We start from the raw sequence: 26145 nt of genomic DNA on the forward strand, positions 1-26145 counted from the left end.
CGGGCTCCGAAGGGCGGGCGGAAGGGCTAAGGGGCGTTCGGGAAAGGGGCCGGGCCTCAGGCACCGGCGCCGTGGGTATAGCGCCTCGCATGGCTGCCGACGAGGGCGGCGGAACGCACCGAGGTGCCGGCCGCCCGCAGCCCGGCGAGCACGGTTTCCAGCCCGCCCGGCGCCGACGCCTCCGGCACGGCGACCGAGACCAGCAGCGCCGCGGCGTCGAGTCCGCGATCGGGCACGGCGAGGATATCGGCCAGCGGCGCCACCGCGCGGGCGGCGTTGGCGCTCCAGCCGGCGACCCGCACGCTCCAGGTCTCCACCTCCGTCACCGCACCGTCCATCACCGGGTGGGCGATGCAGAAGACCGGCAGCCCGGCGGGATGGTCCGCACGCTCCACGAAAGGCAGCCGGGCGATGATCTTGGGGGTGGCCTCGCCTTCCAGCGCCGTCCACCACGGCCCGTTGGACGCGGCGGCGAAGGCCGGGACGAGGCCGAGATCGCCCTTGGACGCCGCCACCGCCGCCACCACGCCGGCCGCGCCCATATGGGCCTGGAACGGCACGGTGAAGCCGAAATGGAAGCGCGCGGCATCGCGCATCGCCGCCTCGCCGCTGGCGAGGTCGGCATGCACGGCATAGGGCGCCTGCACATAGGTGAAGGTCGAGATGATGACGCGCCAGATGCCTTCGACCGTGTCCAGCGGCAGCCGGCCGCGGTGCCGGTCCACCAGACGGCGCATCATCGCCGCCTCGCGGGCGGGACGGAAGGCGGAGCCTTCGCTGGCGGCGGCACGCTTGACCGCGACCAGCGTATCGATGATGTCTCCCCGCTCGATCAGCAGAGCGTGCATCTGCGCATCGATACGGTCGATCTCGTCGCGGAGCTGGGCCAGGGTGGGAAGCGGAGCGGGCGTCATGGCCGATGTCGTAGCGCCAAATCCCGGGCTGATCAAAGCCCGAAATCGTTGGCCGACCGCGACGCCGGCCTTTGCCGGGTCGCGGGATATTGACACCTCGGCCCTGTTGATAGCAGCGCGGCGTCCGCTATAACGAACCATTCGTCCGGTAAGTCGGTTTCAGGGTTCCTTCCCATGGCAGCCTCCAGCGCGGCATCCGCTCAAGCGCCCTCGATCGAGGTCCTCGCCCGCGGCGAGGCCGACCGGCCGCATTCCGCCGTGGTCAGGTTTGGCGCGGACAAGCCGCTGCGCCTCGATTCCGGCGCGGTGCTGACGCCGTTCCAGATCGCCTACCAGACCTATGGCACGCTGAACGCGGCGCGCAGCAACGCCATCCTGCTCTGTCACGCCCTGTCGGGGGACCAGCACGTCGCCAACGTCAATCCCGTCACCGGCAAGCCCGGCTGGTGGGAAACGCTGGTCGGGCCGGGCAAGCCGATCGACACCGACCGCTTCTTCGTCATCTGCTCCAACGTGCTCGGCGGCTGCATGGGCACCACCGGGCCTTCCTCCACCGGCCCGGACGGGCAGGTCTACGGGCTGGGCCTGCCGCTGGTCACCATTCGCGACATGGTGCGGGCCCAGGCCATGCTGGTCGACCATCTCGGCATCGAGAGGCTGCTCGCCGTGGTGGGCGGCTCGATGGGCGGCATGCAGGTGCTGCAATGGGCGGCGAGCTATCCCGAGCGGGTCTTCGCCGCCTTCCCGATGGCGACCGCGGCGCGGCACTCGGCCCAGAACATCGGCTTCCACGAGGTCGGGCGGCAGGCGATCATGGCCGATCCGGACTGGCGGAGCGGGCGCTATCTCGAGGAGGGCCTCAGCCCGCGGCGCGGGCTCGCGGTCGCCCGCATGGCCGCGCATATCACCTATATGAGCGACACCTCGCTGCACCGTAAATTCGGGCGCCGGCTGCAGGCCCGCGACGACCGCACCTTCAGCTTCGATGCCGATTTCCAGGTGGAAAGCTATCTGCGCCACCAGGGCGAGGCCTTCGTCGACCGCTTCGACGCCAATTCCTATCTCTACGTCACCCGCGCGATGGATTACTTCGACCTCGCGGCGGACTATGGCGGGGTGCTGGCCAACGCCTTCAAGGGCGGGCGGACGCGGTTCTGCCTCGTCTCCTTCACCAGCGACTGGCTGTTTCCGACCGCCGACTCCCGCGCCATCGTCCACGCGCTGAATGCCGCCGGCGCGCCGGTGTCCTTCGCCGAGATCGTCACCGACAAGGGCCACGACGCCTTCCTGCTGGAAGAGCCGGAGCTTTTCGCGATCGCCCGTGGCTTCCTCGACGCGGTGGCGCGCACTCTGGGTGTTTCCTGATGTCCGACCGCAGCGCCGTCCTCGACCTCACCATGCGCGGAGCCGCGCTCGGCGATTCCGGCAAGCGCATCGACCTGCTGATGGTGGCCGACATGGTGGCGCCGGGCAGCCGGGTGCTCGATGTCGGCTGCAGCGACGGCGAGCTGATGGAGCTGCTCGCCACACGGCGGGGCTGCGACGCCCGCGGCATAGAGCTGTCGCGCGAGGGGGTGAATGCGGCGGTGGCGCGGGGGCTCGCGGTCATCCAGGGCGATGCGGACGTCGATCTCGCCGACTATCCCGACGATTCCTTCGACTACGTCATCCTGTCCCAGACCATCCAGGCCACCCGGGCGCCGAAGAAGGTGCTGGAGCATATGCTGCGGGTCGGACGGCGGGCGATCGTCTCCTTCCCCAATTTCGGCTTCTGGCGCATGCGGCTCGACCTGCTGCTGAACGGCCGCATGCCGCGCACCGACAACCTGCCCTATAGCTGGCACGACACACCCAACATCCACTTCTGCACCATCCGCGATTTCGTCGCGCTGGTGGACGAGGTCGGCGCGCGGATCGAGAGCGCGGCCGCCCTCGATGCCGCCGGCCAGAAGGTGCGCTTCACCGCGCCGTGGTGGGTGTGGAACCTGCTCGGCGAGCAGGCGGTGTTCCTGCTGACGCGGAAATAGGTTCAGGCCGCCGCGGCGGCGGCGACCTCCTCCTCCGCCATCTGGCCGAGCAGCCAGAGGCTGCGTTCGGCGAGATTGGTGATGATCAGGATGGTGCCCTTCTGGGGCGCGGTGAGCTCGGCATCCGCGGCGAGATAGGCCTCCCGCAGCCGCTGCATCACCTCGCCACGCCGGCGCGTCATGCTGTGGAACAGGTCGATGTCCTCGGCGCCGCCGTCGCCCATCGCGTCGGCCATGGTGAGCAGCACCGCGTCGAGCCCTTCCACCACATTGCCGACGAGCCGGCCCAGCAGCGCCTTGTCCTCGCCGCGCCGCGCCGCCCGGGCCAGCTCGACCACGGTCTCGTTGAGCCCGTCGAGCAGGCGCTGCTGGTTGAGGGTTCGGTTCAGCCGGTCATAGCCGCCGACATCCAGCGGGGCGTCGCGCAGGCCGCGCAGAAACTCGTGCACCGCGCCGGAGAGCGCGACGAAATTGGCGTTCAGACGGTCGAGATCGTCCGGGGCGCTGCGGCCCAGCCGCGCCACCATGAGCGCGCGCGGGAGATAGGAGACGAGGCGGCGCTGCTCCATCCGCGCGAGGTCGAGCGCGGATTGCGGCTCGGCGGCCGCCTGGTCGTGGATGAACATGGGCCGGCCGTCATCCTCGTCGTGCCGCTCGGGGAAGCGCCGGGCGAGGAGGGGGCCGATCCGCGGCAGCAGCGTCAGCATCAGCGCCGCGCCGGTGATGTTGAAGGTGACCTGCACCATGGCGAGCTGGAACGATGGCTCCCCGCCGATCCGCTGCACCAGCGCCTCCATGAGCGGCAGGTGGAGATACTGCTCGACGAAGAAGAGCGGCACCATCAGCGTCGCGGTGACCAGATTGAACAGCACCTGGAACATCACGACCTGCTTGGGCCGCCCGGTGAGGTTGCTCGACAGCAGCAGGCTCTGGCAGCCCGAGCCGATGTTGGCGCCGTAGATCGCCATCATCGCCTGTTCGAAGGTGAGGCCGCCGGCCGCGGAGACCGTGATGGCGAGGATCACCACGGAGGCGCTGGACTGCGAGAGCTGCACCAGCGCCACCGCCAGCAGCAGCGGCAGCAGATAGGAGGCGCCCGCCAGCGTGAGCACCTGCAGGAACCAGGGTTCGCGCGTGAGCGGCGCCATCCCGGACTGCAGCATCTTCAGCCCGAAGAACACCAGCGCGACGCCGAACACCGCGGCGGCGAGGCTGCGCAGATGGGCGAGGCGCTCGACGGTGAAGGAAAGCCCGGTAATGCCCAGCACGAACAGCACGAAGACCTGCACGTCGAGCGTCGCCAGCATGACGAGGAAGGTCGCGCCGACATTGGCGCCGGCGATGATGGGCAGCGCCCCGCCCACGGCGATCAGCCCGGCGGCGATCATGCTGGCGAGGATGAAGGTGACGGCGGTGGTGCTTTGCATGATGCCGCCGGCGGCAAGGCCCACCACCACGGCGGCCGCGGGCTGGCGGGTCCAGCGGGCGACGAGCTGCTTGAAGCGCCGGCCGGTCAGCTTCTTCAGGTTCTCTTTCAGCAGATACATGCCGGCAAAGAAGATGCCGAGCCCGCCGAGGGCGGTTGCGATGGCGTGAAGCATCGGCTCAATCCAGATCCGGCGGTCGCGACCTTCTCCACCGGGAAGGCGGCATGGCCGGCTTCTCTCGGTGATGGCCGCCACCGGTGGGCGACCCCGGCTCGAACCTATATTCGTTTGCACGCGATGCAAATGTGGCGGTCGCGCCCGTGGGCCGCTGCGCCGGGCCTGATGCGGCGCCCAGCCTGTCCGCCTCCTCCGCGCCATGCGATCCAAAGACTAAATTGAACAGCCTGGAATACGATGGTAGGGTCAGTTAGGCCTTTTCATTCTTTCTTTGAATAAATGATGGCGAATATGACAAAAATAATGATCGACATCCCGCTTTCATTGAAGGTCGCCCTTGAGGAAGAGGCCAAGAAAAATAACGTCACCCGGGACGGTCTGATATCGGCTATACTTGCTGAACATGTGAATTTGAACGTACATACTGTCTTTCAGGTCTCCACATCCGGCGCCCTTGTCGCGGGTGTCTATGATCAGGAGGTCACGGTCGGCGCGCTGCTCGAGCATGGCGATTTCGGGCTCGGCACCTTTGCCGGGCTCGATGGCGAGATGGTCGTGCTCGACGGGCGGGTCTATCAGGCCCATGGCTCGGGCAAGGTGACCGAGGCGCGGGCGGACGCGGGCGCTCCCTTCGCGGTGATCACCCGGTTCACCCCGGACATGTCGGGAACGATAACGGACGTCACCAGCTTCAGCGACCTCGAGGCGCGGTGCGACGGTTTCCGCGCATCCGACAACATCTTTTACGCGCTGCGCCTTCACGGCCGCTTCTCGTACATCAAGACCCGCGTGGTGAATCCGCCCGAACCCGGGGTCGCCCTCACCGAAGCGGCAAAATCCCAGAGCGAATTCGAGCTCGAGAATATCGCGGGAACCCTCGTCGGCATCTGGTCCCCGGTCTTTTCAAGCCAGTTCAGCGTGGCAGGCTATCATTTCCATTTCATCTCCGACGACCATGAGCATGGCGGCCATCTGCTCGATGTGAAGGCGGACAGCCTGTCCTTCCAGATCGAGAATCTGAACGATTTCCGTCTCGTCCTGCCGGAGACCGAGACGTACCTGAAGGCAAATCTCGACAGGGATATCGCCGCAGAGCTGAACGCTGCCGAACGTGGCCATTGAACGGATCTTGAGTGACATCATGTCGGACGAAAAACACCCGGCCCAGATCGGCGCTGATCTCGTCGTTCGCGCGCTGGAAGCACACGGCGTAACGCACGTCTTCGGCATTCCCGGCGCGAAGATCGATGCGGTGTTCGACTCTCTGGTGTCGTCGACGATCCAGACGGTTGTCTGCCGTCACGAGCAGAACGCCGCCTTCATCGCCGGCGGCATCGGCCGCATGACCGGCAAGGCCGGCGTCTGCATCGCCACCTCCGGGCCGGGCGTGTCGAACCTGGTGACCGGACTGGCCACGGCCAACAGCGAGGGCGATCCCATCCTTGCCCTCGGCGGAGCGGTGTCGGTCGCCGACGCCGACAAGCAGATCCATCAGTCGATGGATGCCATCGCCATCATGAAGCCGGTGACGAAATATGCGGTCAGTGTCGGCGCGACGGAGCAGATCGCGGAAGTCATGGGCAACGCCTTCCGCGCCGCGGAAGGCGGCCGCGCCGGCGCGAGCTATGTGAACCTGCCGATGGACGTGATGAAGGCGCCTGCGCCGCAGGCCCCGGTTTCGTTTCCCAGATTCGCCGGCGCGGGGCCGGCCGATCCGCGCGCCATCGAGGAAGCGGCGAAGCTCATCAATGCCGCCGCCAATCCGGTCGTCCTGCTCGGGATGATGGCGAGCCGACCGGACGCCGCCGCCGCCCTGCAGCCGTTCCTCGGCAAGGGCAACCTTCCCGTGGTGGGCACTTTCCAGGCCGCCGGTGCGGTCGGTGCGTCGCTGTTCGAGAATTTCGGCGGCCGCGTCGGTCAGCTCGACAATCAGCCCGGCGACGAACTGCTCGAGGCCGCCGATCTGGTGATTACCGTCGGGTATGATCCCGTCGAGTACTGGCCGCCCGAATGGAACCACGCGAAGGACCGCAGGATCATCCATATCGACGTGCTGCCGTGCACGCTCGACGCCCACTACCAGCCCTATGTCGAGCTGGTCGGCGACATCGCCCTGACGCTGAATGCGCTCACGGCGGGGTTGGCGCGCGAGGGCCGGCCGGCGCTGTCGGCGGCGATGCTCGAAAAGATCAGCGCGGAGCGTCGCCTGCTCGGTGAAGGGGCGGCCAGGCGGAACGGCTTGCCCATCCATCCCCTGCGCCTCGTCCATGATCTCCAGCAGTTCCTCAGCGACGACGTCACGGTCTGCCTGGATATGGGCTCGTTCCACCTCTGGATCGCGCGCTACATGTACAGCTTCCGGCCGAGGCAGCTGCTGATCTCCAATGGCCAGCAGACGCTGGGCGTCGCGCTGCCCTGGGGTATCGCGGCTTCGCTGGTGCGGCCGGGCGAGAAGGTCCTGTCCATCTCCGGCGATGGCGGGTTTCTGTTCTCCGCGATGGAGCTTGAAACGGCGGTTCGTCTCGGCACCAACATCGTGCACATGGTCTGGATCGACGGCACCTACAACATGGTCAAGGTGCAGGAGGAGATGAAGTACGGGCGCAATGCGGGCATTGCGCTCGGGCCCCTCGATTACGTCAAATACGCCGAGGCGTTCGGCGCCACCGGCGTGATGATCCGGACGCCGGACGACATCCTGCCGACGCTGAAGAAGGCGTTCGAGACGCAAGGCCCTGTCATCATTGGGGTTCACGTCGACTATAGCGACAATGGGAAACTCTTCGAGCAGGTGCGCGAGAACGCGTTTCACTAGGGTGGCGCTGCCGGAAGGTGGCCGCCGCCGGTTTCTCCCGGCGAGACGCATCGAGCCCCACCGGGCTCCCCCGTGTGCCCCTCGCAACCCGCGCTCCTCAGGCTTCCGGTCGCGGTGAGGACAGGCATGCGCGCCGGAGCGCATCGTTGCGGGGAGTTTGCCGGAGGCAACGGCGCCCAGCGGGCCAGAACCTCCTTGCCCTTCAGGGCGTTAGGAGACTTCCGCATGGGAGCGTATGAAATGGTGCGCCAGTCCGGCGAGAATTCAAACCGTTTGTCAGAACTCTTCACCGAGTTGGCGAACTGGAATGATATCCTCAAGGATACGAGCTTGAACGTCTCCCTGCCGTCCCCGTGACGGCGCTGCCGGCCTTGATGTCATACTTTTCCGTCTGACCAACCCTCGGCCGCCGCGCGCAAGGCGGCCGATTTTCCCTCGTCCTCGCATGAAAGAGCCTATCCCCCCGCGCGGCCATGCCGCCGCGCCGATATCCCTGCGCCTGACGCCGGAGGAGCGCGACCAGCTTGAACGCGATGCCGCCGGACGCAGCTTGAGCGCCTACATCCGGTCCCGCCTGTTCGGGGCGGATACCAAGGTTGAACTGGCCGGCCGAACGTCAGGTCGCCTAGGCCCTGCCGAACGCCAGCGGCTTCTGGCGCGGATCCTAGCGAGGCTTGGAGCCTCGAAGGCGCTTCCTTCGCTGAACGAACTCGCGGATGCGGCCCGGATCGGGGTGCTGCCCCTGACGCCTGACGTCCTCGCCGACATCCATGGCGCCTGCCGGGACATTGCCGATATCCGCGACCTCCTTTTACGCGGCCTGGGACTCCGTCCGGCTAACGGAGAGCACGATGATCCTTAAGGCGAGCCAACGTGGCGGTGGCCGCCAGCTCGCGCTGCACCTGCTAAACACCCGCGACAACGACCACGTCGAGCTCGCTTCCGTCGACGGCTGCATTGCCACCGACGTGACCGGTGCCTTTGCCGAGATGTACGCCATCAGCCGCGCGACGCGCTGCCGCCAATACCTGTTCTCCGTCAGCCTCAGCCCACCCAAGGACGCGACCGTACCGGTGGCCGATTTCGAAGCGGCCATCGATCAGATCGCGGAGAAGCTCGGCCTAGGTGGCCAGCCGAAGGTCGTCCTGATCCATGAGAAGCAAGGCCGCCGCCACGCCCACTGTGTCTGGTCCCGCATTGATGTCGACAAGATGCGAGCGATCAATCTGCCGTTCTTCAAGGAGCGCCTGACCGAGCTGTCCCGCGAGCTCTACCTGACGCATGGCTGGGACCTACCCAAGGGGCTCGCCGACCCGTCTTTCGCCGATCCTCTGAACTTCGGGCTTACGGAATGGCACGAGGCCAAGAACGCGAAGCGCGATCCGCGCGAGGTCAAGGCGGTTTTGAAGCGCTGCTGGGCACAGTCGGACAGCGCCGAAGCATTTACGGCAGCCCTGAAGGGGCGTGGCTTCTGGCTGGCGCAGGGCGACCGACGCGGTTTCGTCGCCCTAGACTATAAGGGCAACGTCTATTCGTTGAGCCGCTGGCTGGACGTCAAGGGAAAGGAATTGCAGACCCGACTCGGCGTCCCATCCCGCTATCGATCGGTTGGCGATACGCAAGTCGAGATCGTATCGACGACCAGCGCAGCGGCACACCGGCTGCTGGAGGAACTCGAACGAAAGCAATCTACCGATCTGCAGCCTTTGCTAGAACAACGCGCCCAGATCGTGGCTCGTCAACGACGGGAACGCCGCGAGGCGGATCAGAGGCACATCGCCCTACGCGAGGCTGAGGCGCGCAAGCAGGCGCAACGCGTACGCCGCGGCCTCAGAGGAATTTGGGATTGGATCACGGGACAGCGTCATAAACTCACTCAACAAGCGAAGTCTGAAATGATCCGCATCGAACAATGCATTACCGAAGAAAAAGAAACTCTTCAAACAATTAATAATAGTGAATTATTGAGTATATATACGAAAATATTGCGAACTAATCGCCTTCATCGAAGCAAATATAAAGATTCTATAATTTATTTATATGAAATATCAAATAAGAATCCTAGATCTATGCAGCACGATACTGGGCGTTGTCCAAATGTAGAACATAATATTTAGGATAAAATGATATAAATCATACAAAGTAAAATATTTTATCTGATAACTGTTCTTATAACTTAGTTTTGTCTAATTTGTTCTGCGCGTTTCGCGCCTGATCGAAGCAAAATTTCCACAATGTGCGATTTATTTTCAAAATATGCAACGTCAAGAGCTGATTGACCGTCCTCATTAACCGCATTAATTTCAATATTATTTCGACTTAGTAAAATATTTACGCACGATACCTGGCCTGCGCCAGATGCTATCATAAGGGGGGATATTTGATGGATAGCGCGGTGATTTACGTCGGCACCTCTCTCGATTAGGGCGATGATTACATCTGCATGACCATTACCCGCGGCCATGTGAAGAGCAGTGAGCCCAAATATTGCGGGATTATCGATATCAATATCCATACAAGATAATAGCAATTTAACCATTTCTAAATCCCCGTCCGATGCAGAAATATACAGCGCATGCCATCCCTCATCCGTTCTAAAATTTATGGATTTTGTTGATTTACTCAATAACTGAATTGCCGATTGAAGATTATTGTTTCTACTGGCTGCGATCAGTGCTGTATACCCATCACTTATTGCAACGATATCCGGGTCGGCCCCGCGGTCTAGCAACAAAGCCGAAACTTCGGAGTGGCCCGCCGCACAAGCAGCCATGAGAGCGGTCTTTCCATTATCGCTCGTGCCTAGGTTGGGGTCGGCGCCACAATCTAGTAGGCAATTGGCCGCAGCGGCGTGCCCTTCGGCGCATGCAGCCATAAGAGCAGTCCACCCATTATCACGTAGCGTCAGATCCACCTCCGCGCCCAAGCTATGTAGCCATCCGACAAGAGGCGTATGGCCTCGGTATGACGCAACCATCAAAATAGTCCAGCCGTCTGTCTGACTTGTGTTCACATCTTCGGCAAAGTGACTATGGATCGCCTTCGCTGAATCCAAGCAACCTTCGTATACGGCCAGCCTCAAAGCGGACGAACGTCCCTCGGACCTGTCCATAAAACGAGAAATACTTGCGAACAGAGTGTCGGCCTCGCCACTCTTCAACTGCCCTTGACACGCTCGCCAGTCATAATGCTGCACAAGCGCGGCGCAGGACTGGCGCCCAAGCGGCCCTGCGCTTGCGGCATGCAGATCGGCCACATCCAGGCGATCGGCGAAGCGGTTGACAAGCTTGTCTTCCAGAGAACCGCGACCTTGTCTGATGACATCCGCGCAGCTGATGGATACGGCCTGTCGGAACAGGCTGTCCGCGGGGAAATGCACCGGATTGAGAAAATGGAGAAGCGTCGACCACGCGTTCCGGACCGCGCGAAGCTTTTGATCGTCATTCAATAGATTTCGAATAAGTCTTTGTACCGTTTCTATGAAATTCAGGGCATATTTTTCGTTAACATCGAGTGTATAAATCTTATCCATCATATGGACAAATGATGAAAATAAAGAGTCATTATTTTCTATTTCCTGTAAAAACAAAATAAGGAAATTTTCTCCGAGTATGTCTGGCTCAAACGGTTTCAGGACTTCAAGATCGGATGAGGAAACAATCCTGTTTGCCGATTGAGCCACTACATTCGAAAGACGGATCGGTGATCGATCGGATAGGATCCCCTTTGGGAGATTTTCCTCAAGGTCCGCAAAATTCACCCCACGCAGCAAGGTCGCTATCGACACATAGGCGCCCACCCACACGCCGATCGTCGCCGCATGCGGATTGTCATCCATTTGCACCCAGGGCAAGCGCGTCCGCCGGTCGAAATAATGCCGGATGAGATCTCTCCGGCTCCAATTCGAGATGTCTTTTTTTGCATCCCGGATGGCCTGCCCCAGCAGAGCGGCAAACAGCGGATGGCGAACGGCGTCGGGATGGCCTACCCCTGTACTGCCCGCCATCCGGTCCAATATCTTCTCAGCGGCGATGACGGCCGCGTCGTCGGGGGAAAATTCCCGAGCCTCCGTCCGAGCTGCCACGGCTATGATCTCGCGAATGAGGCGCGAGTCCGGCTTCTCGGCTTTGATTTCGATCGGGGATGCTTCGAACAGCACGCGGCTCTTGTGGCCATCGATCCTCTTCTGGTCGGCAAACGAACTGCCCCAAAAGAAGTCGTCATGAAGTATGTCGGGGTAGACGTGATCGACAACGAGAACCCGCACCTTGGGACCATCGTGGCGGAGGCATTTTTCGGTGATGGCCCTCATCACCTTCTCGTAGCCATAGGTGTAGTCGATGACGATCAGGGTCTTGCGGGTGATCTCCCACTCTTTCCAGCCAGCCGGATCGCGGCTCCGGACGAAGCCGGCATCCCAGTCCGTATCGTTGCCGTCGACCGGTACATAGGGACGCATCCATTCTGACACCAAGCGGGTTTTCCCCGCGCCGGAGGAGGCTACAAGCGCACAGATCAGGAAAGGCCGGTCGTCCTTCATGAAGGCGTCGAGGCGCGCCTTCTCGGCTTGGCGATGCGAGAACGGGATCGAATAGTGGTTGAACGGATTCAGCCAAATGCCCTCGTGGGCGTCCGGCGAGCGGGCATCCGCTTCCGAGACGTAGGGAGGCCATTCGAACGGCGCCGAAGGCGAGGAAAGAGGGGTGTCTTTTCCGTCATTGCGCGGCGAGGTTTGCGCGCCGGGATTCTGGTCGAGATTGCCGGCTGTCTCGATGGTAGTTTCAGGCGCGATTCCATAGCTGTTGGCGACTCGGAGCGGCACCCGATTCTCCCGCTCGCGGATCACTGGATCGAACGAAAGTTCCTCCGGATCGGTTGGCTTCGGAGCCGAGAGGTGATCCTCATCTGGAGAGGCCCCCAAAGGGAAGCCGCGCCCACCGAAAACCGCCGCATCAATCGTTTTAGCAAACGTGGTGAATTCGCAGTAATATCGGAACCAAAAGTAACATCCATTAACAAAGCGGCGACTTCCCCTTCCATCTCGTATTAATTCATAGTACCCCTCATTAGGTTTCTTATCTGGATCGCTTTCTTTTTTCCTACGTCTTACGCCGACATCATTTTCAACTGTTTCGAAGAACCTCTTGAATCGTCTCTCCACAAGATCGGCGCCATCATAAGTATCTTTATAGTCCCGAATTGCGTCGGCAACCGCTACGGACAGAACCTTGAAGTCCTGGCGCACGACAATTTTGAGGAAGGACTCGAAATCCACGACATTCCTCGGAAATCTAACGGATTGATTGATTTTGTCGAAATGCCGCTAGGCGATCAAGGGCTCCAGCTGGGGCCGCGAGATGTGGGGGGCTTAGCGCTGGCGCCTTTCCTTTCAGTGTCCACTGGGCCAGGAGCCTGCTGTGGGATTGCTGCCGGAATCTCGCTTAATAGGATCCCATCAAGCCAAAATTCCTCAAGCGTGACCACGCCCGATACGGGATCCCGCTCGATAAGAGCCGCCTTGCCGCCCGATCTGGTAAACTGACCGTGCTGCTTCCACTCTTCAAGGATGACGATCCCGGAGTCGGCGTCGCGGACGATCAGCGATGGCCCGGCTTCATTGTGTTCGTTATCGTAAAGGTAGAATTCTTCCCGGACGACCACACCGGTCTTGGGATCCCGGCTGATCTTTGCAGGCGCACCCTCCCGGTGGATGCCATGTTCTGTTGCCCATAATTGATAGGTCACTGCGCCGCTCGTTGGATCCCAGTTCGTCGAACATGGACCCTCCACGCGCAGGTGGCGTCCATGACTAAACCAGCGTTCTCGCACAAGCCGGCCATCCTGGGAAAATTGAAGCTCTGCGGGCGCCCCTTCGCGGTGGAGCATACCGTTCAGCAGGTGTGTTTCCAGCACGATCCGGTGGGTGCTCGGATTTCGTTCGATTCGGCAGACATACTCCTCGATGGTAACATCCTCAGTCATAAGAAAACATTATCACGAAAATGTGATAAAAATCAAATTCTACATATTCTACATAAGGTTGCATCGACAACTACGGGAACATTGCCGGCGACTTACCGGAAGTTCCAGGCTTTCGTTACCGGTTTTTCTTCTGCCAGGACGGTGCATCGATCTAGCTCAAAGGAGTTACCGATGCTTACGCCTCCTTCGCCTCAGACCTCTGTGCAACCCGCCGAAGACATTGCTGAGAGGCATCGCGGTTTGGACGTGGTTCTCATCGAATTGGATCTCGACGCGCTCATCGCGCGCCTGATCTATCTCTCGGCCGAAAACCGCCATCTCCGGCGGGAGCTCGCCGACCGCCTCTTCGCAACGCGCGAGGAGAGCGGCCATGACTGATAGTCGCGCTCTCATCCCCGCCCACCCCCCGGCCGCGTCGCGGCCGGGGGAGGCGATCAGCCCGGCGGCGGCGCGCTCGTCGACCCGGCACGAAAACCTGAACCTCGGCTTTGCGATCGAGACCGGCACCGTCGGCGCCAATCTCGACCTCTTCGCCGAGGGGCGGCGTCTGCAGGCCCGCATGATCCAGTCCGATCAGCGGCACTTCCTGTTCGACAGCCTTCCGGACGACGCCTTCGCCCGGTCGGCATGCATGGCGGTCGCCCGGAACGGCGACGACGTGTTCGGCACGGTGCTCGCGCATCCCGATGCGGACGGGGCGCTTCTCGTCCGCACGCTCATCGTGAACCCAGCCTATGCAGGTCTCCGGATGGGCTCGGCTCTGGCGAGCGCGGTGATCCTCGATGCCTTCGTAAGGGGCGTGCCGTTCGCGTCGGTGACCTGCGCCGTTCGGGTGCTCCGCGACGGCAGCCTCAACAAGCCTTCCGAGAAGTCGTTCCATCGGATCGGCTTCGCCACCGAGGCGGGCATTCATAAAGCCCGTCTCGCGGGTACCCTCCGCGACGGGCATCTCGTGCCGACCGCGGAGGTCGACGAGTTCGGCCACTTCGTCCGGTATGTCCGGCTCCGCGGCGCCCGCGCCGAGGTGCTGGATCGCAGCGTGGCGATGCTTGCGGAATGGCGGGACATCCCCATCCCGCTGGACCGCCTGCTGGCGGAGTAGCCGAGCCGGCCGCCCCGGAGACGGGGCGGCCGGCCGCCGCGCAAAAATTCGTGGGCCGCGCTCTTGCGGCGGCGCCACCCGCTTCCCATCGTCATGACAGGCGGCATGGTCCTACCGGCCGTTATTTCCCCGCAAAGTCCGCTTCCACCGTGCCGGCGCCTCAATGCGCATGGCGGCGTACGGCCTCGCCGACGACGGCGCGGATGTCGCGCGCTTCGTCCGAGAGGATGGCGACGAGCTTCTCGGCGAACTCCAGATACACGTCCAGCGTCTGCTCGCGCTGCACATGCTTGAGAAGCATCTGCGCAACCGTCCAGGCCAGATCGAGCCTCTCCAGCTCGTAATCGGCGGTCCACGCCGACAGGGACGACAAGATCTCGCCTTTGAGGCGGGCATCGGCGTCGTGGGATGCGCCGTGATGAACATCCTGCATTTCAAAATTCCTTCCTGAAATCATGAGGTGACTATCATGTCCGAGGATACCAAATCCGGGGGCGGCTCCGCCAATTCCGGCGGCCGCGCCGCCATGAGCGAGGCCTTCAACCGCGAGAACGATCTCGCCCAGCAGATCGCCACCCTGTCACCCGAGGGCAAGCGGAAGGTGGAGATGGTCCGGGAACTCAGTTCCGAGCGGCTGGATGCGGAGAAACGCGCCCAGCAGCGCAGCAATGGCTTCAGATTGATGCGCACCAAGGTGGAATTGCTTGAGAACTACATTCGCGACCAGTCGGACCGCCCGCCCGAGGTGCGGGCAAATCCAACGCAGGATCTCGTCATCATCAACGAGCAGGCCGAGCGGATGGTCGCCGAGCGCGAGGCCTTCTACCTCCGGACCATCGAGCGCGAGGCCGAGGCCAATATCCGCCAGATCATTGCCTCCGAGCGCCAGGGCCAAGACCGTTCCCGTCAGCCCGATCATGACCGCGAGCCGGAGCGCTGAGCATGGGCCGGCCGGTCAGCCCCTGGAGCGCGGCGCTGTCGGCCGCGCTGCTCTTCCTGATCTGGCGTTTCCTCGTCTCGATCGACGCCAGCCCGGTCCTGATATGGCTCTATGCGGCACTGGTCGGGCTGTTCGCCCTCGTGACGCTCCGCGGGCTCATTGCCGCGTTCCGCTGGAGCCGCCTGCTCAAGGCGATGCGCGAGCCGACCGGGCTGTTCGGCCGGACCTCGTTCCCGACGGCGGAGGATGCGGAAGACCTCGGTCTGTCCTTCTCCAATGAGGACGGCAATGGCATCCCGCTCGGCGGCGTCGGCGACAGGATCATCTACTATAAGGGGCCGGCACCGATCAGCATCCGCGCCGCCACCAATGCCGGCAAGACGGAATCGAGCTCGGCCCTGATCTGCTTCGCGCTCGGCGCTCACCGCAACGTCATCGCCACCGCAAAGGGCGCCGAGCTTGCGTGGTTATGTGGACGGTACCGGAGTAAGATACTCCGGCAACTGGTCGTCTATATCGACCCGTGGCGGCTGATGAGGAAGCTCGGCCTGCCCTCGCACGACTTCAACCCGATCGGCCATCTCGTCGACTACGCCGCCGGCGGCTCGTCCGAGCTCATCGACAAGGCCCGCGCCGCCGCGCTGATCCTGCTTCCCGAGCCGGACAGCGGCGGCGGAGGTGAAAACAAGATCTTCCGCGTGCTTGCCCGGGATCTGATCACCTGGTGCATCGTCTATCTCGCCCTCTGGCAGGCCGAGACCGGCGAGCTCTCGTCGAACCTCCCGTACCTGTTCCGCAAGCTCAGCGGGTCGACCTCCGACGTCGAGGCCTTCTTCCGTGAGATGCTGCTGTGCGACGCCTATGAGGGCAGCGTGCGCCGCGGCGCCGAGCGCTTCCTCAGCCGGATGATGAAGGCGGAGAAGTTCGCCGAATCCATCCTGAGCGAAGCCATCGCGGCCCTCGACCTCTACGATCCGGCCGGGCCGCTCGGTCACACCACCGACTACAGCGATTTCGATCCGAAGGACTTGAAGAACCCCGATCGACCTACCACTGTCTTTCTTATCATACCCCCTGAGAAGACCACGCTCTACGGCCCGCATATCGGGCTGTGCATGAACACGCTGATCGACCTGTGCATCGAGGCGGACCGCTTTCTCCCCCAAGTCACTGTCGTCGCTGACGAATTCGCCTCTTTGGGCGTGATGCCTTCAGCGGTGCCCGCCCTCATGATGGGCAGGTCGCGAGGGGTGCAGCTCATTACCTATGTGCAGGATACCCAGAGCTACGCCCGCTACGCGAAGGAAGCCAGTGCCTTCACCACGCAAAGCGAGGTCCTGATAGCTTTCTCCATCCGCAGCACCAAGGACGGCGAGGAATATTCCAAGCGGTCCGGCCAGCGCAGCGTGGTCGTGGAGAGCAACAGCGTGCCGCTGCAGGCGGGAAGCCCGGCCGGCAACCACTCGCTGAGCCTCTCCGAGAAGAACATCCCCAATCTGCGTCCCGACGAGTTCCTGCAGCTGCCAGACTTCACTGCGGCGGTGTTCTTCAAACAGCACCCTCCGCTTATCGTAGATCTGGTTTCCTTTCGCGCTGTCGCAGAGTGGCGCCAGCATGCCGAGCCGATGCCCGGTGCGCCGCCGCTCAAGGACCTGCCGGTCAAATACCGCGCCTGATCCCTTCCTGATCCCCACATCGATGGAGACTGCCATGTCGCCGTTCCGGCGCGTGCCGCCGCGCGCCTCCACCACGCCCGTCTTCGATCGCACCGGCCGTGCGACCTTCTGGCCGGCGCTCGTCAAGGTCGCCGCCATGCCGGCGATCGCCATCGCGCTGCTGGCCTGGTTCGGCCAGCCCGCGCTGCGCATCCAGTACTGGTACCACGGCACGAGTTCGGCCCCGGTCTATGACCGCTGTCTCTACCTGTCGGCCTTCGCCGGCTGGCACGACCGCCGGGTGACGCCGTTCGACGGCGACGATCCGTGCCCCGTCATCGACTTCCTCCCCATCACCGACTGGACCTTCGGAGTGCTGCCATGAACGCACGCCTGATCAATGCCGGCCTGCTGGTCGTCGCCTTCCTGGCGGCGCTGGCGAACTATGAGGGCCTCGCCCTGACCATCGACGCCCAGACCTTTTGGGACCGAGCCTTCTGCGCGGCGATCGCGATCGGCGTGATGTCGTCGATCCTGGTCTTCTGGCACCTGGCCTTCCATGTGGTGCCGCACATGCTCGATCCCGATCATCGTCTTATCGCCTGGCTGACGACACTGTTCGGCACGCTGTGCATCGTCGGGCTCAGCGCCGCGCTGAACGTCGCCGCGCTCGGCGGTCACGAAGCCCGTCAGGTCGGGCTGCAGGAGGTGGTCGCCTCGGCGGAGCGCAGCTTCGCCGCCGGCGGCCAGGGTGGTGGGCGCTCGATCCAGCCGTTGCTGCCCGACCTCGACGCCTTCCGCACCTACCTCGCGGGTCTCGCCGAATGCGAGGCCGAAGCGGGTTGTGTGACGTCGACCAAGGGCCGCAAAGGCGTTGCCGCAACCCTGGAGCAGCTCGCCGGCACGGCCGGAACGATCGTCGAGGCGGTGAGCCGGTCGCAGGCCGATCTCGGCGCCAAGGGCGATGCCGCCCGGGCCTGTCTCACCGCGATGCGGGCGGCGCTGACCAAGCCGGTGGCGATCGAGAAGCGCAGCGAGGAGATCGCCCGGCAGGTCGACTGCTTCAACGCCGCCATGACGGAGGCGCGCGGCATCGACGGAGCCGCCCAGGTCAGCCAGGCGCTCGGCTCCTTCACCAGCGGCATCGTCATCCCGGTGACGGTGAAGACGGCGCAGCAGAAGGAGGCGGTCGCCCGCATCCTCACCACCATCAAGCAGAAGGCCGACGAGCTGGCCCGCCGTGCCGCGGCGCTGCCCATGAGCGAAGCGGCCGAGCCGGTGACGATGACCCGGCAGAATGCGCTGCAGGCCGTGGTCACCCACGCCTCGGCGATCGTGCCGATCTGGATCGTCGGCATCGCCCTCGACGTGCTGCCGCTGGTACTCTTGGTGTTCGTCACCATCCATGCCGCGGCGGGCCGCAAGGACCCCGACGAGCGGATGCTCGACCGTCCGGTGCGTGACGTCATCGAGGCCCGCCGCGCCCTGCCGGAGATCGAGGCGCCGCGCCGCCGCCTGCCGGCGCCCAAGGAGGCGCGCCGGTGAAGCGGCTGGTCACCCATCTGCGGGACTACGGCCTGGCTTGGCTGACGGGATCGATCGTCGTCAGCGTGGTCGTCGCTCATGTACTCGCCGGAGCGGATACCTCGGGCGGCGCGGCGTCCTCGGCGGGCGCCCCCGTCGCGGGTGAGGTGAAGAACTTCGTGCTCTTCACCACGGTGCCGTATCGCGACCTCTCGGTCACCACGGGCACCACCTTTGCCTCAACCGTCGACCGGTCGGTCACCTCGCAATGGTGCTACCTCAGCCGCAAGACGACGCAGGGCGAGCCGATCGCCTGGGTTGAACTGGCCAGTGCCAAGGGCACCGCCGACCCCAAGCCGCTCCCGCTGTTTCCCAATGCCTTGACCGCCCTCGGCCTGACCTCGTCGGAGGCCGCCAGGCTCGTCACCACCCATTGCCGTTTTCAGAGGGAAAGCTGATCCATGCTGGACATTCCGTTCAAGATCTTTCCGCCGGCTCTGCTCGCCGGGCTTCTTCTCTATGCCGGCATCACCGCGCTGTGGCTGCAGCCGCTGGTCGAGCGTCGTCTCGCCGACCGCGTCTATATCCCTCAGTGCGAGGCCGGGCTCATCAAGGCCCAGTCGAGGGCGCGTGCCGAGCAGGACGGCAAGCGCAACGCCGCCCGGCAGATGATGGACATGTTCCGCAGCTCGCCGCTCGGCCAGTTCCCCGGCTTCAACGAGATGATGGAACAGGGCCGGGTTCTGGCCGAGGCCGGCGTGCCGGAGCTTCCGAGCGCCGGGATCGACCATTCCTCGCGCTGCGCCTGCGCGGTGTCCTCGGCCTTCGACGCCGCCCGCCTGCCGATGCTGCTGCATGTGATGAGCCTGCGCACCTACCAGCCCGCCGCGCTGACGGCGCTGCCCTTCACCGCCGGCACCTTCCTCGACAGCTCCTGCATCTCCTGAGGTCCGCCATGGCCAAGCAACCGGACACGAAGCATCGTCTCTATTATTCCGATCGTCATGGCGTTCGGGTGAGCGGCACCTATCTGCGCACCCGCCACAAGGACCAGGCGCTGGCGCCGGTGACCTCGCTCCATGTCGGGCGCGATCCGCTGCATGTCGCGCTCGCCTGCGGGCTCGGCCTGGCGCTGTTCGCCCTGCAGTTCGGCGACCTGCTCTATATGCCGGAACAGCTCGGTCTGGTCGGCCTCGGCATGGCGATCCTGGTCGGAGGATATTCCATCGCCACGCTGGAGATGGGCAGCTACCGCCATGAGAGCCGGGTGCTGTGGGGCAGCTATTGGCGCATGCTACGTATCCGCGATGCCATCATCGAGGCCCGGCAGGACCGGCTCGACGTCGAAGGCATGGTACTCGCCCATACGGGCGAGGACGACAATGAGGACAACGGCTGAAGCCCTTTACGCCTCATCCGGCCATTGCCGCGCGCCGTGCTGGACGAACAGCACCTCGATCGCGGTGTCGGTGACGCGATAGGCGACGATGTAGGGCGTGCCGGGAATGACGAGCTCGCGGGTGCCGACGATCTCGCCGGCGCGGCCGATGAAAGGATTGGCTTCGAGGAGCCTGCCGGTCTTGGAATGGATGTCGTTGACCAGCTTCGCCGCTGCCCGCGGGCTATGCTCGGCGACGTAATCGCCGATGGCGGCAAGCTCATTGAGATAGCGGCGGGTCCAGACGATGTGCACGCAGGCCCGGCTTTCAGGCGGGGCCATATTTGCTCAGCACCGCGGCGATCTCCTGCTCGGTGGCGAAGTCGCCGCGATCGGCGTCGGCGATGCCGGCCTCTACCCCGGCGATCCATTTCTCCTGCCAGGCGAGTGAGCGCCCATGCGCCAGCGCATCCTCGATGATCTGCTCGCGGGTCAGCGAGGACCGTGCAGCCAGCGCATCGAGGCGCCGGCTGAGATCATCGGAGATATCGGTCTTGTGCTTCATAGGTTCAGTCTGACACAGGCGGGGGTAATTTACCAGAAATTTCCGTAGGATGAGGCATTGCCGCAGGATGGCGCTCCCGGAAGATCGCCTCCGCTTCGGCGAAGATGTCATCGACCGTGAGTGGACTAATGCCGCTGGCCATCGAGCGAGCCAGCCGCTGCCGCAGTTCGTCGAGGGTCAGGATCTGATGGGTGGGTTCGGTCATGAGGGTCCCCTGAAGCGATGATGATCCGGTCCCGCGCCGCTGTCGAGCTCACGGCGCAGCAGGACCGGCCAAGGCCGGCGTCTGCGACCGAAGATCCACACCGGCCTCACGCTGCCGGGCGGGGCCATCCCGATCCTGAGCCGGATCGTCGCCCATCAGCTTGCGGACCCGGTCCGGGGTCGACGCGTCGATATCGCGTTCCATGTCGTCGAGCGCGTCGGCGGTCAGGTCCTTGTCGTCAAGCCTGTCGCGGGCCGCATCGAGCTTCTGCTGGAATGCGTGAAGCTGTTCGCGCTCCTCCATCAGGGCGCGCTGCTGCTCGCGGTCGCGCATGAAGGGCTCGAAGCGCTTCCGGGCATTCGGAATCTGGTCGGCGCCGATCTCCTCCGGCGAGACCTCGGTGCCGAACTCGTCGAAGACGCGCTTGCCGTCCTCCGTCTTGAACACCCGGCGCCCGTCGGAAAGCTGCACCGCCTCATCGAGCGCCTTGTCGATCCGCTCGGTGACGATCTTCAGTTCCTGCTCGTTCGCGAGCAAGGCTTCGACCGCCGCGGTGTCGTACCGGTCGAGCTTCACCGTGAAGGCCTCGATCTGCGGCCGGGTCGCCAAGGCCGTCTGGATCGCGGCGACGAACTCGGCCTCCCGGCGCAGCTCTTCGTCATGCTCCTTCTTGAGGCGCTTCAGGCGTTCCTGCTGCAGGGCGTCGGCCTGCCATTGCCGCATTTCCTCGCGCAGGCGGCGCTCTTCTTCCGGGCTGAGCCGGGCATGTCGCTCGAAGGCGCTGCGCGGGGATATGAGGGTCATCGGCTCCATCTATTTCCCGCACTCCTTCGCCGACAGGGCATAGAGGATGGCGGCGGGCGACTTGTCGCCGAAGCGGGCGAAGGCCTTGGCGATGGTCTCGCGGGTCCCGGCCGTGTCGTAGAACCATTTGTCGATGCAGGCGCTGCCGACATCATTGCCGTCCCTGACGAAGCGGGCGGTTCCCAGGCCGGCCACCACGCCGGCGATGTAGTGGTACTGGTCCTGCTCGTTCATCTGCTGAAGCATGTTGGCCGCGGTGAGCTCGGCCGCCGAGGCCGGAACCGCCAGTCCGAGCACCGGAAAGGCGATGATGTTCACCGCCATTGCTTTCATGTACTTCCGAACATGCGTCATAAACGACCGAATTCGTTGATATTTTCATAAAAGCTTAAATTGTGTTATTGTATAGTACAGTTCAAAGCATCTCCGGTATTTGCTCAACTAAGTGATGGCGAGCCGGATGGGGACACGAAAAGGGTCGTTTATGTGACCGTGAAAGAGCAGGTGCATTGCAGGCAAGTCATTGAAACGCATGAAAAGAGTGGGCTATCTCCGGGTCTCGACCGCCGAGCAGCGGACCGATCGGCAGTTCGACGCCCTCAAGGATGTCTGCGACGAACTCCATATCGAAACGGTTTCCGCCGTTTGTGCCCGCCGACCGGTCTATGAGCGGGTCATCCGAAACCTGAGGGGCGGCGACGTGCTGGTGGTCTGGGATCTCGACCGGGCCTTCCGCTCGGTGGTCGACGCTCTCACCGAAGCCGAGAAGCTGCGCCGCCGCGGCATCGATTTCCACATCGCCAGCCTGCACGTCGACACACGCACCCCGGCGGGCATCTTCGTCTACACCATGCTGAGCGCGCTGGCCGAGTTCGAACGGCGCACGCTCTCCCAACGCACCCGCGAGGGCCTCGCCGCCGCCCGCCGTCGGGGCAAACGCCTCGGCCGGCCGCCCAAGCTTTCCGAGTGGCAGCTGCACGAAGCACGGCTGCGCATGAGTGCGGAGACGATCACTGCCATCGCGGCGGACTATGACGTCGCTCCGTGGACGCTGAGCCGGTCGCTGAAGCGGGTAAGGTCCGGTAATCCTGGCATTCCACAGTAAAATCAGGTATCATTCAATGATGAGCCCGAAGGAAAAAGCCTTGTCTTCTCTGTCGCTTAGCGAGCGACGCGAGCGCCGGCTGGTCGCCATGCATCTGCAGGCGATGGAAGGCAATCCGCTCGACGCGGAAGATGTCGCCATGTTCGAGATGTTCGAGCGCGAGGGCTGGAGCGACGAGCGCTGCCGCGCCTACATCATCGAGAAAGCCAAGGCCGCGGCGCACATGCCCGAATGAACGACGATCCCTATCTCCATCCCGGCACGACAGTGCTGCGGAACAGGCTCGGCATTCGCGATGCCGTCCGGCTCGACCGCGTCGAGCGCCGGCTGGTGGTGTTGCGCGCCTGCAGCGGCGTGCCGCGCGGCGATTTCGATCTCGACCATCTGCGGGCGATCCACCGGCATCTGTTCCAGGACGTCTACGACTGGGCGGGCGAGGTCCGCACCGTCGACCTCTCCAAAGGCCTCAGCCAGTTCCAGTCCCGGCACTACATCGCGACCGGAATGGCGAACATACATCGCCGCATCAAGGCCCAGCACGACCTGCGCTGGCTGAATGCCGAAACCTTCGCCGAGCATGCCGGCGCGATCATGGGCGACGTCAACTATGTCCATCCGTTCCGCGAGGGCAATGGGCGCACCCAACTGCTCTTTCTGGAACGGCTGGCGGAACGGGCCGGGCACCGGATCGACCTGCGCCGCCTCGATCGCCAGGAATGGATGGAGGCCTCGCGCCGGGCGCAGGATGCGGATTACACGCTGATGGCGCGCTGCATCGCCTCCGTCATGTACCGCACGCGGGAACATGCGCGCGACCAGCAGGAGCCGGAACGGTGACCGCCGAGCGATACTGACCAACATGGACGCGAGAGGAGGCATTCCTTGGAGATACCCGACGTACCCGCCAATGAAGACCCTGAGTTCAAGGCGGCGCTATCGGCGCTGGTCAACTCGGCCATGGTCATGCGCCGCCTGTTCCTGATGGCTGCGGTTGGGAGCGATCCAGAGCGACTGGCCCGCAAGCATGCCGACTTGATCATGAATGCCGACGGCGTCATCGACGCATGGCGCGATCATTTGGGGATCGAGGAAATCGACTGAGCGAGCGGGCTTCTCGTCGGAGCAGTGGATGTCGACGCAGTGCTGTGATCGCTGAAGCGGTGGCTACTCAGTCCCAGAAGCTTCAGGGATGATGTTCTCGCCGGGCCCGCGCCTGCTCACGCCGCAAGATGCAGGGCGATATCCATGCTCTGGTGGAGGATGCGCACCACGTCGATCGTGCCGTCCGGCTCGGTGCGGTAGAAGAGAAGATGGGCGCCGATCGAAAGCCGCCGATAGCCCGGCCGGATCTCGTCGCAGGGCCGGCCGCGCCTGCGACCCTCGGCCAGCGCCGTGCAGAGGTCGCGGATTTCCAGGATGTAGCGGGCGGCCTGTTCCTCGCCCCATAGGTTCACGCTGTAGCTCCAGATGGCCTCCAGATCGTCCCGCACCCGTGGCGAAAGGACGAGCCGGCTCATCCGGCAGGATCGGGCCGCTTGGCCGCGACGAAGGCGTCGAAGTCGAAGGGCGTTGAGGCGCCGCTCGCCTCGCCCTCGATCAGGGCGGCGCGCAGCGCCGCCAGCCGGATCTCATGCTCCTCCAGCAGCCGCAACCCGGCCCGCACCACCTCGCTGGCATTGCCGTAGCGGCCCTTGCGGACCTGCAGGCTGACGAATCCCTCAAAATGAGTGCCGAGCGTGACGGACGTATTCTTGGGCATGATGCCACCTCCTGAATACCATCATATGCGATCTAATGGTATTTAGCAAGATCATCATACCGGCATAGGAGGCCGCGGCGGACGCCGCGGCCTTTATCCATCGTCACTCCGCCGCCAGCTGCTGTTCGGCGACGCTGCTGAAGCCATGGAGGAAGTCGGCGGCGCGCTGGGCGTGCGAGGCGGCCTCGAAGATCGCTCGCTTGTCGTTCTTCAGCACCTCCAGCCAGCCGGCGATATAGGCGGCATGTTCCTCACGCAGCTGCGGGGCGAGGTCGAGATCGGCGCAAAGGAAGGCCGCGCCCAGTTCCGCAACCAGCTCCTCGCGGGCATAGCCTTCGTGACCCCGGCGCTTGCGGCCGAGATCGCGGTCGAGCCGATGCTTCGGCTTGGTCCAGTGCACGCTTTCATGGGCCAGCGTGGCGTAATAGGCCTCGGCCTCGCGGAAGGCCTCATAGGGCGGCATCTGGATGTGATCGGTTCCCCCCGAATAATAGGCTCGGTCGCCGCCATGGCGGATATCGGCCCTGGTCGCGGCGAAGAAGGCCTCGGCATGGGCAATGCGGGGCAGCGGCTCGCCCATCGGTGCCGCCGGCTGATAGTAGCCCTCCGGCAGTCCCTCGACCTGCGCAACGTTGAACACGGTGTAGCCCTTCAGGAAGGGAATGTTGCGCTCCAGCTCCTCGCCGGTGGCCTCGATGGTTTCCGTCCGCTGGATCGATCCGGCATAGACGACGAGGCTGCCGTGCTCGCCCTTGCGGACATGGCCGCCGAGCTCTTGCGCCTGCTTGAAGGTCAGCCACATCGGCGCGGAAAAGCCCTTCTCCACCGCCTCGGCCCACAGCATCAGGATGTTGATGCCGCGATAGGGAACGCCGTTCGCCCGCAGCGGCCGCACGATCCGCCCGGCGGCATGCTCGGCGCTCCACGGCTTGTGCCAGGGCCTGACGCCGGCCTCCAGTTGAGCGACGATGGTATCGGTGATGCGCTGATAGATGTCCTTGGTCATGATGGCCTCGCTGGTTTGGGGGAGCATCGCGAGCCCTTCCTGGGAAAGGTCGCGCCTGAACCCCTGGCCAGCGCCGAGCGTCCAACCTGAAAGCCCGCGTCAGCGGGTTGGACGGTCGACCGAAAGGATGCGGCCCCAAAGGCCCACCGCCTCATCGAGGCGGCGCGCAGCGGCCCCGACCACACGGGAGGCGAGACCAGCGCAGCGGCTCGCCGAATGGAGCGGGCCGGAGGGGCTGGGCCTATTGGAAACGGCCGCGGCCGTCGGTGTAAGCTGGAAGGAAGGGGTCATGCGCGCCACGCGCGCGACGACGGAGAATCTGCGACCGCTCCGGTGGGGGTCGTCGCCCGGAGGGGCTAACCCGCCGTAGACGGATGGCTGGGACCAGCCGCAGGGCCAAGCGCGGAGGAAACGCGGGCCATGTGTAAGCGTCGTCCCGGCGGCACCTTCATAGGTTGGGCGTGAAAGCGCAGTCTGACGATCCTGATTGGAGGATCGTTTTGTGTCTGGGCTTGACCATAGACTTGAGCCGGAGGTTGAGGTCCGGCGCTTCGAAGTGATCAACGGCGCGCTGGGGCGGCGACGCTGGACGGCGGACGAGCGGACGCGGATCCTGGAAGAGACACTGGTTCCCGGCGCCGTAGTGTCGGCGGTTGCTCGCCGCCACGGCCTGACGCCGCAGCAGCTTTTCACCTGGCGCCGGGAGGCGCGCAAGGCGAGCGAGATGATCCCGGCCTTTGTGCCGGCGGTCGTCGCGCCG

The 26145-nt window shown here is 63.9% G+C and carries 34 protein-coding genes; 21 read left to right on the forward strand and 13 right to left on the reverse strand.

Translation table 11 applies throughout. The features are described from left to right. Window positions 1–56: 56 nt before the first annotated feature. Window positions 57–914, reverse strand: a complete 858-nt coding sequence (locus KHC27_RS02115) for a chorismate mutase (RefSeq protein ID WP_213334431.1) — start codon at window positions 912–914, stop codon at window positions 57–59. Window positions 915–1088: 174 nt separating this feature from the next. Here KHC27_RS02115 and metX point away from each other — a divergent pair, with 174 nt between their 5' ends. Together metX and metW are read left to right on the forward strand one after the other, a co-directional pair. After that, on the forward strand, window positions 1089–2279 hold the full coding sequence (gene metX, locus KHC27_RS02120) for a homoserine O-acetyltransferase MetX (protein WP_213334434.1): 1191 nt from the start codon (window positions 1089–1091) through the stop codon (window positions 2277–2279). Window positions 2280–2311: 32 nt separating this feature from the next. Next, window positions 2312–2941, forward strand: a complete 630-nt coding sequence (gene metW / locus KHC27_RS02125; RefSeq protein ID WP_213334527.1) for a methionine biosynthesis protein MetW — start codon at window positions 2312–2314, stop codon at window positions 2939–2941. A gap of 2 nt (window positions 2942–2943) precedes the next feature. Here the strand turns inward: metW and KHC27_RS02130 are convergent, their stop codons facing one another. Beyond that, window positions 2944–4542 carry a Na/Pi cotransporter family protein gene (locus KHC27_RS02130; RefSeq protein WP_213334437.1) on the reverse strand — a complete coding sequence of 533 codons (1599 nt, stop codon included), beginning with the start codon at window positions 4540–4542 and terminating at the stop codon, window positions 2944–2946. 306 nt (window positions 4543–4848) lie between these two features. Here KHC27_RS02130 and budA point away from each other — a divergent pair, with 306 nt between their 5' ends. The 5 genes from budA to KHC27_RS02155 all read left to right on the forward strand — a co-directional run bounded on the left by budA (window position 4849) and on the right by KHC27_RS02155 (window position 9477). Beyond that, window positions 4849–5667: an acetolactate decarboxylase gene (budA, locus tag KHC27_RS02135; protein ID WP_213334439.1), complete on the forward strand. Its 819-nt coding sequence runs from the start codon at window positions 4849–4851 to the stop codon at window positions 5665–5667. Window positions 5668–5674: 7 nt separating this feature from the next. Next, window positions 5675–7360, forward strand: a complete 1686-nt coding sequence (alsS, locus tag KHC27_RS02140) for an acetolactate synthase AlsS (protein ID WP_213334441.1) — start codon at window positions 5675–5677, stop codon at window positions 7358–7360. Between the two features lie 225 nt (window positions 7361–7585). Continuing rightward, window positions 7586–7717 carry a bifunctional aminoacyl-tRNA synthetase gene (locus KHC27_RS02145; RefSeq protein WP_246518678.1) on the forward strand — a complete coding sequence of 44 codons (132 nt, stop codon included), beginning with the start codon at window positions 7586–7588 and terminating at the stop codon, window positions 7715–7717. 88 nt (window positions 7718–7805) lie between these two features. After that, window positions 7806–8222 (forward strand): hypothetical protein, encoded by a 417-nt coding sequence (locus tag KHC27_RS02150; RefSeq protein ID WP_213334443.1) that lies wholly within the window; start codon window positions 7806–7808, stop codon window positions 8220–8222. Continuing rightward, the gene (locus KHC27_RS02155; protein WP_213334445.1) at window positions 8212–9477 is read left to right on the forward strand and encodes a relaxase/mobilization nuclease domain-containing protein; all 1266 of its coding nucleotides are present in this window, start codon (window positions 8212–8214) and stop codon (window positions 9475–9477) included. The genes KHC27_RS02150 and KHC27_RS02155 overlap by 11 nt, the downstream gene beginning before the upstream one ends. 59 nt (window positions 9478–9536) lie before the next feature. On the opposite strand, the gene KHC27_RS21970 is transcribed toward KHC27_RS02155, so the two are convergent. Together KHC27_RS21970 and KHC27_RS02165 are read right to left on the reverse strand one after the other, a co-directional pair. Further along, on the reverse strand, window positions 9537–12635 hold the full coding sequence (locus tag KHC27_RS21970) for an ankyrin repeat domain-containing protein (RefSeq protein ID WP_213334447.1): 3099 nt from the start codon (window positions 12633–12635) through the stop codon (window positions 9537–9539). A gap of 56 nt (window positions 12636–12691) precedes the next feature. Next, on the reverse strand, window positions 12692–13105 hold the full coding sequence (locus KHC27_RS02165; RefSeq protein ID WP_213334449.1) for a hypothetical protein: 414 nt from the start codon (window positions 13103–13105) through the stop codon (window positions 12692–12694). A gap of 60 nt (window positions 13106–13165) precedes the next feature. On the opposite strand from KHC27_RS02165, the gene KHC27_RS02170 reads away from it, so the two are divergent. Both KHC27_RS02170 and KHC27_RS02175 read left to right on the forward strand, forming a co-directional pair. After that, a complete protein-coding gene (locus KHC27_RS02170; RefSeq protein WP_213334451.1) occupies window positions 13166–13720 on the forward strand; it encodes a type 1 periplasmic-binding domain-containing protein in 555 nt (184 codons plus the stop codon). Then, window positions 13713–14444 carry a hypothetical protein gene (locus tag KHC27_RS02175; RefSeq protein WP_213334455.1) on the forward strand — a complete coding sequence of 244 codons (732 nt, stop codon included), beginning with the start codon at window positions 13713–13715 and terminating at the stop codon, window positions 14442–14444. The genes KHC27_RS02170 and KHC27_RS02175 overlap by 8 nt, the downstream gene beginning before the upstream one ends. A 160-nt stretch (window positions 14445–14604) precedes the next feature. On the opposite strand, the gene KHC27_RS02180 is transcribed toward KHC27_RS02175, so the two are convergent. Further along, window positions 14605–14877, reverse strand: coding sequence for a hypothetical protein (locus KHC27_RS02180; protein WP_213334458.1), 273 nt, complete (start codon window positions 14875–14877; stop codon window positions 14605–14607). A gap of 36 nt (window positions 14878–14913) precedes the next feature. On the opposite strand from KHC27_RS02180, the gene KHC27_RS02185 reads away from it, so the two are divergent. The 7 genes from KHC27_RS02185 to KHC27_RS02215 are packed head-to-tail and all read left to right on the forward strand — an operon-like array spanning window position 14914 to window position 19962. Beyond that, entirely contained in the window at window positions 14914–15384 is a 471-nt protein-coding gene (locus tag KHC27_RS02185; protein ID WP_213334461.1) for a hypothetical protein, read from the forward strand. Between the two features lie 2 nt (window positions 15385–15386). After that, window positions 15387–17060, forward strand: a complete 1674-nt coding sequence (locus tag KHC27_RS02190) for a type IV secretory system conjugative DNA transfer family protein (RefSeq protein WP_213334464.1) — start codon at window positions 15387–15389, stop codon at window positions 17058–17060. Between the two features lie 34 nt (window positions 17061–17094). Beyond that, the gene (locus tag KHC27_RS02195) at window positions 17095–17424 is read left to right on the forward strand and encodes a hypothetical protein (protein ID WP_213334466.1); all 330 of its coding nucleotides are present in this window, start codon (window positions 17095–17097) and stop codon (window positions 17422–17424) included. Further along, the gene (locus KHC27_RS02200; protein ID WP_213334468.1) at window positions 17421–18584 is read left to right on the forward strand and encodes a hypothetical protein; all 1164 of its coding nucleotides are present in this window, start codon (window positions 17421–17423) and stop codon (window positions 18582–18584) included. Before KHC27_RS02195 ends, KHC27_RS02200 begins: the two co-directional genes overlap by 4 nt. After that, window positions 18581–19021: a hypothetical protein gene (locus KHC27_RS02205; protein WP_213334470.1), complete on the forward strand. Its 441-nt coding sequence runs from the start codon at window positions 18581–18583 to the stop codon at window positions 19019–19021. Before KHC27_RS02200 ends, KHC27_RS02205 begins: the two co-directional genes overlap by 4 nt. A 3-nt stretch (window positions 19022–19024) precedes the next feature. Then, window positions 19025–19510 carry a hypothetical protein gene (locus KHC27_RS02210; RefSeq protein ID WP_213334472.1) on the forward strand — a complete coding sequence of 162 codons (486 nt, stop codon included), beginning with the start codon at window positions 19025–19027 and terminating at the stop codon, window positions 19508–19510. A gap of 8 nt (window positions 19511–19518) precedes the next feature. Beyond that, window positions 19519–19962: a hypothetical protein gene (locus KHC27_RS02215; protein ID WP_213334475.1), complete on the forward strand. Its 444-nt coding sequence runs from the start codon at window positions 19519–19521 to the stop codon at window positions 19960–19962. 6 nt (window positions 19963–19968) lie between these two features. On the opposite strand, the gene KHC27_RS02220 is transcribed toward KHC27_RS02215, so the two are convergent. Genes KHC27_RS02220 through KHC27_RS02240 form a run of 5 tightly spaced genes read right to left on the reverse strand, consistent with a single transcriptional unit; the run spans window position 19969 to window position 21869 of the window. Then, a complete protein-coding gene (locus tag KHC27_RS02220) occupies window positions 19969–20256 on the reverse strand; it encodes a type II toxin-antitoxin system RelE/ParE family toxin (protein ID WP_213334533.1) in 288 nt (95 codons plus the stop codon). 13 nt (window positions 20257–20269) lie between these two features. After that, window positions 20270–20506 carry a CopG family ribbon-helix-helix protein gene (locus KHC27_RS02225; protein ID WP_213334476.1) on the reverse strand — a complete coding sequence of 79 codons (237 nt, stop codon included), beginning with the start codon at window positions 20504–20506 and terminating at the stop codon, window positions 20270–20272. Window positions 20507–20510: 4 nt separating this feature from the next. After that, the gene (locus tag KHC27_RS02230) at window positions 20511–20711 is read right to left on the reverse strand and encodes a hypothetical protein (protein WP_213334478.1); all 201 of its coding nucleotides are present in this window, start codon (window positions 20709–20711) and stop codon (window positions 20511–20513) included. Window positions 20712–20759: 48 nt separating this feature from the next. Then, the gene (locus KHC27_RS02235) at window positions 20760–21524 is read right to left on the reverse strand and encodes a hypothetical protein (RefSeq protein ID WP_213334481.1); all 765 of its coding nucleotides are present in this window, start codon (window positions 21522–21524) and stop codon (window positions 20760–20762) included. Continuing rightward, on the reverse strand, window positions 21525–21869 hold the full coding sequence (locus tag KHC27_RS02240; RefSeq protein WP_213334484.1) for a hypothetical protein: 345 nt from the start codon (window positions 21867–21869) through the stop codon (window positions 21525–21527). Window positions 21870–22047: 178 nt separating this feature from the next. Between KHC27_RS02240 and KHC27_RS02245 the strand changes: the two genes are divergently transcribed. The 4 genes from KHC27_RS02245 to KHC27_RS02260 are packed head-to-tail and all read left to right on the forward strand — an operon-like array spanning window position 22048 to window position 23721. Further along, window positions 22048–22620, forward strand: coding sequence for a recombinase family protein (locus tag KHC27_RS02245; protein ID WP_213334487.1), 573 nt, complete (start codon window positions 22048–22050; stop codon window positions 22618–22620). A 16-nt stretch (window positions 22621–22636) separates the two neighbouring features. Beyond that, entirely contained in the window at window positions 22637–22855 is a 219-nt protein-coding gene (locus KHC27_RS02250; protein WP_213334490.1) for a hypothetical protein, read from the forward strand. Further along, window positions 22852–23457, forward strand: coding sequence for a Fic/DOC family protein (locus tag KHC27_RS02255; RefSeq protein WP_213334493.1), 606 nt, complete (start codon window positions 22852–22854; stop codon window positions 23455–23457). Before KHC27_RS02250 ends, KHC27_RS02255 begins: the two co-directional genes overlap by 4 nt. Before the next feature lie 45 nt (window positions 23458–23502). Next, window positions 23503–23721 carry a hypothetical protein gene (locus KHC27_RS02260; protein ID WP_213334496.1) on the forward strand — a complete coding sequence of 73 codons (219 nt, stop codon included), beginning with the start codon at window positions 23503–23505 and terminating at the stop codon, window positions 23719–23721. A gap of 116 nt (window positions 23722–23837) precedes the next feature. Here KHC27_RS02260 and KHC27_RS02265 read toward each other — a convergent pair whose 3' ends face one another. From KHC27_RS02265 to KHC27_RS02275, 3 genes are all read right to left on the reverse strand, one after another. Then, window positions 23838–24137, reverse strand: coding sequence for a type II toxin-antitoxin system RelE/ParE family toxin (locus KHC27_RS02265; protein WP_213334499.1), 300 nt, complete (start codon window positions 24135–24137; stop codon window positions 23838–23840). Next, complete coding sequence (locus KHC27_RS02270) at window positions 24134–24379, reverse strand: type II toxin-antitoxin system ParD family antitoxin (protein ID WP_213334502.1); 246 nt, start codon at window positions 24377–24379, stop codon at window positions 24134–24136. Before KHC27_RS02270 ends, KHC27_RS02265 begins: the two co-directional genes overlap by 4 nt. A 103-nt stretch (window positions 24380–24482) precedes the next feature. Continuing rightward, window positions 24483–25385, reverse strand: coding sequence for an ArdC family protein (locus tag KHC27_RS02275; protein ID WP_213334536.1), 903 nt, complete (start codon window positions 25383–25385; stop codon window positions 24483–24485). 487 nt (window positions 25386–25872) lie between these two features. Here KHC27_RS02275 and KHC27_RS02280 point away from each other — a divergent pair. Next, a partial coding sequence (locus tag KHC27_RS02280) for a transposase (RefSeq protein WP_213334504.1) occupies window positions 25873–26145 on the forward strand: 273 nt, incomplete at its 3' end.

It is taken from the genome of Ancylobacter lacus (genome assembly GCF_018390635.1).
Lineage (GTDB): Bacteria > Pseudomonadota > Alphaproteobacteria > Rhizobiales > Xanthobacteraceae > Ancylobacter > Ancylobacter lacus.

Bases quoted from the DNA above. Each gene is read 5' to 3' on its own strand.
- KHC27_RS02250 (WP_213334490.1), top strand. From the start codon at position 22,637: ATGATGAGCCCGAAGGAAAAAGCCTTGTCTTCTCTGTCGCTTAGCGAG.
- KHC27_RS02235 (WP_213334481.1), bottom strand. From the start codon at position 21,524: ATGGAGCCGATGACCCTCATATCCCCGCGCAGCGCCTTCGAGCGACAT.
- budA (WP_213334439.1), top strand. From the start codon at position 4,849: ATGATCGACATCCCGCTTTCATTGAAGGTCGCCCTTGAGGAAGAGGCC.
- KHC27_RS02170 (WP_213334451.1), top strand. From the start codon at position 13,166: ATGACTAAACCAGCGTTCTCGCACAAGCCGGCCATCCTGGGAAAATTG.
- KHC27_RS02240 (WP_213334484.1), bottom strand. From the start codon at position 21,869: ATGACGCATGTTCGGAAGTACATGAAAGCAATGGCGGTGAACATCATC.
- KHC27_RS02155 (WP_213334445.1), top strand. From the start codon at position 8,212: ATGATCCTTAAGGCGAGCCAACGTGGCGGTGGCCGCCAGCTCGCGCTG.
- metW (WP_213334527.1), top strand. From the start codon at position 2,312: ATGCGCGGAGCCGCGCTCGGCGATTCCGGCAAGCGCATCGACCTGCTG.
- KHC27_RS02145 (WP_246518678.1), top strand. From the start codon at position 7,586: ATGGGAGCGTATGAAATGGTGCGCCAGTCCGGCGAGAATTCAAACCGT.
- KHC27_RS02210 (WP_213334472.1), top strand. From the start codon at position 19,025: ATGCTGGACATTCCGTTCAAGATCTTTCCGCCGGCTCTGCTCGCCGGG.
- KHC27_RS02265 (WP_213334499.1), bottom strand. From the start codon at position 24,137: ATGAGCCGGCTCGTCCTTTCGCCACGGGTGCGGGACGATCTGGAGGCC.
- KHC27_RS02190 (WP_213334464.1), top strand. From the start codon at position 15,387: ATGGGCCGGCCGGTCAGCCCCTGGAGCGCGGCGCTGTCGGCCGCGCTG.
- KHC27_RS02150 (WP_213334443.1), top strand. From the start codon at position 7,806: ATGAAAGAGCCTATCCCCCCGCGCGGCCATGCCGCCGCGCCGATATCC.
- KHC27_RS02230 (WP_213334478.1), bottom strand. From the start codon at position 20,711: ATGACCGAACCCACCCATCAGATCCTGACCCTCGACGAACTGCGGCAG.
- KHC27_RS02185 (WP_213334461.1), top strand. From the start codon at position 14,914: ATGTCCGAGGATACCAAATCCGGGGGCGGCTCCGCCAATTCCGGCGGC.
- KHC27_RS02180 (WP_213334458.1), bottom strand. From the start codon at position 14,877: ATGCAGGATGTTCATCACGGCGCATCCCACGACGCCGATGCCCGCCTC.
- KHC27_RS02255 (WP_213334493.1), top strand. From the start codon at position 22,852: ATGAACGACGATCCCTATCTCCATCCCGGCACGACAGTGCTGCGGAAC.
- KHC27_RS02175 (WP_213334455.1), top strand. From the start codon at position 13,713: ATGACTGATAGTCGCGCTCTCATCCCCGCCCACCCCCCGGCCGCGTCG.
- KHC27_RS02115 (WP_213334431.1), bottom strand. From the start codon at position 914: ATGACGCCCGCTCCGCTTCCCACCCTGGCCCAGCTCCGCGACGAGATC.
- KHC27_RS02195 (WP_213334466.1), top strand. From the start codon at position 17,095: ATGTCGCCGTTCCGGCGCGTGCCGCCGCGCGCCTCCACCACGCCCGTC.
- KHC27_RS02200 (WP_213334468.1), top strand. From the start codon at position 17,421: ATGAACGCACGCCTGATCAATGCCGGCCTGCTGGTCGTCGCCTTCCTG.
- KHC27_RS02270 (WP_213334502.1), bottom strand. From the start codon at position 24,379: ATGCCCAAGAATACGTCCGTCACGCTCGGCACTCATTTTGAGGGATTC.
- KHC27_RS02215 (WP_213334475.1), top strand. From the start codon at position 19,519: ATGGCCAAGCAACCGGACACGAAGCATCGTCTCTATTATTCCGATCGT.
- metX (WP_213334434.1), top strand. From the start codon at position 1,089: ATGGCAGCCTCCAGCGCGGCATCCGCTCAAGCGCCCTCGATCGAGGTC.
- KHC27_RS02275 (WP_213334536.1), bottom strand. From the start codon at position 25,385: ATGACCAAGGACATCTATCAGCGCATCACCGATACCATCGTCGCTCAA.
- KHC27_RS02130 (WP_213334437.1), bottom strand. From the start codon at position 4,542: ATGCTTCACGCCATCGCAACCGCCCTCGGCGGGCTCGGCATCTTCTTT.
- KHC27_RS02245 (WP_213334487.1), top strand. From the start codon at position 22,048: ATGAAAAGAGTGGGCTATCTCCGGGTCTCGACCGCCGAGCAGCGGACC.
- KHC27_RS02225 (WP_213334476.1), bottom strand. From the start codon at position 20,506: ATGAAGCACAAGACCGATATCTCCGATGATCTCAGCCGGCGCCTCGAT.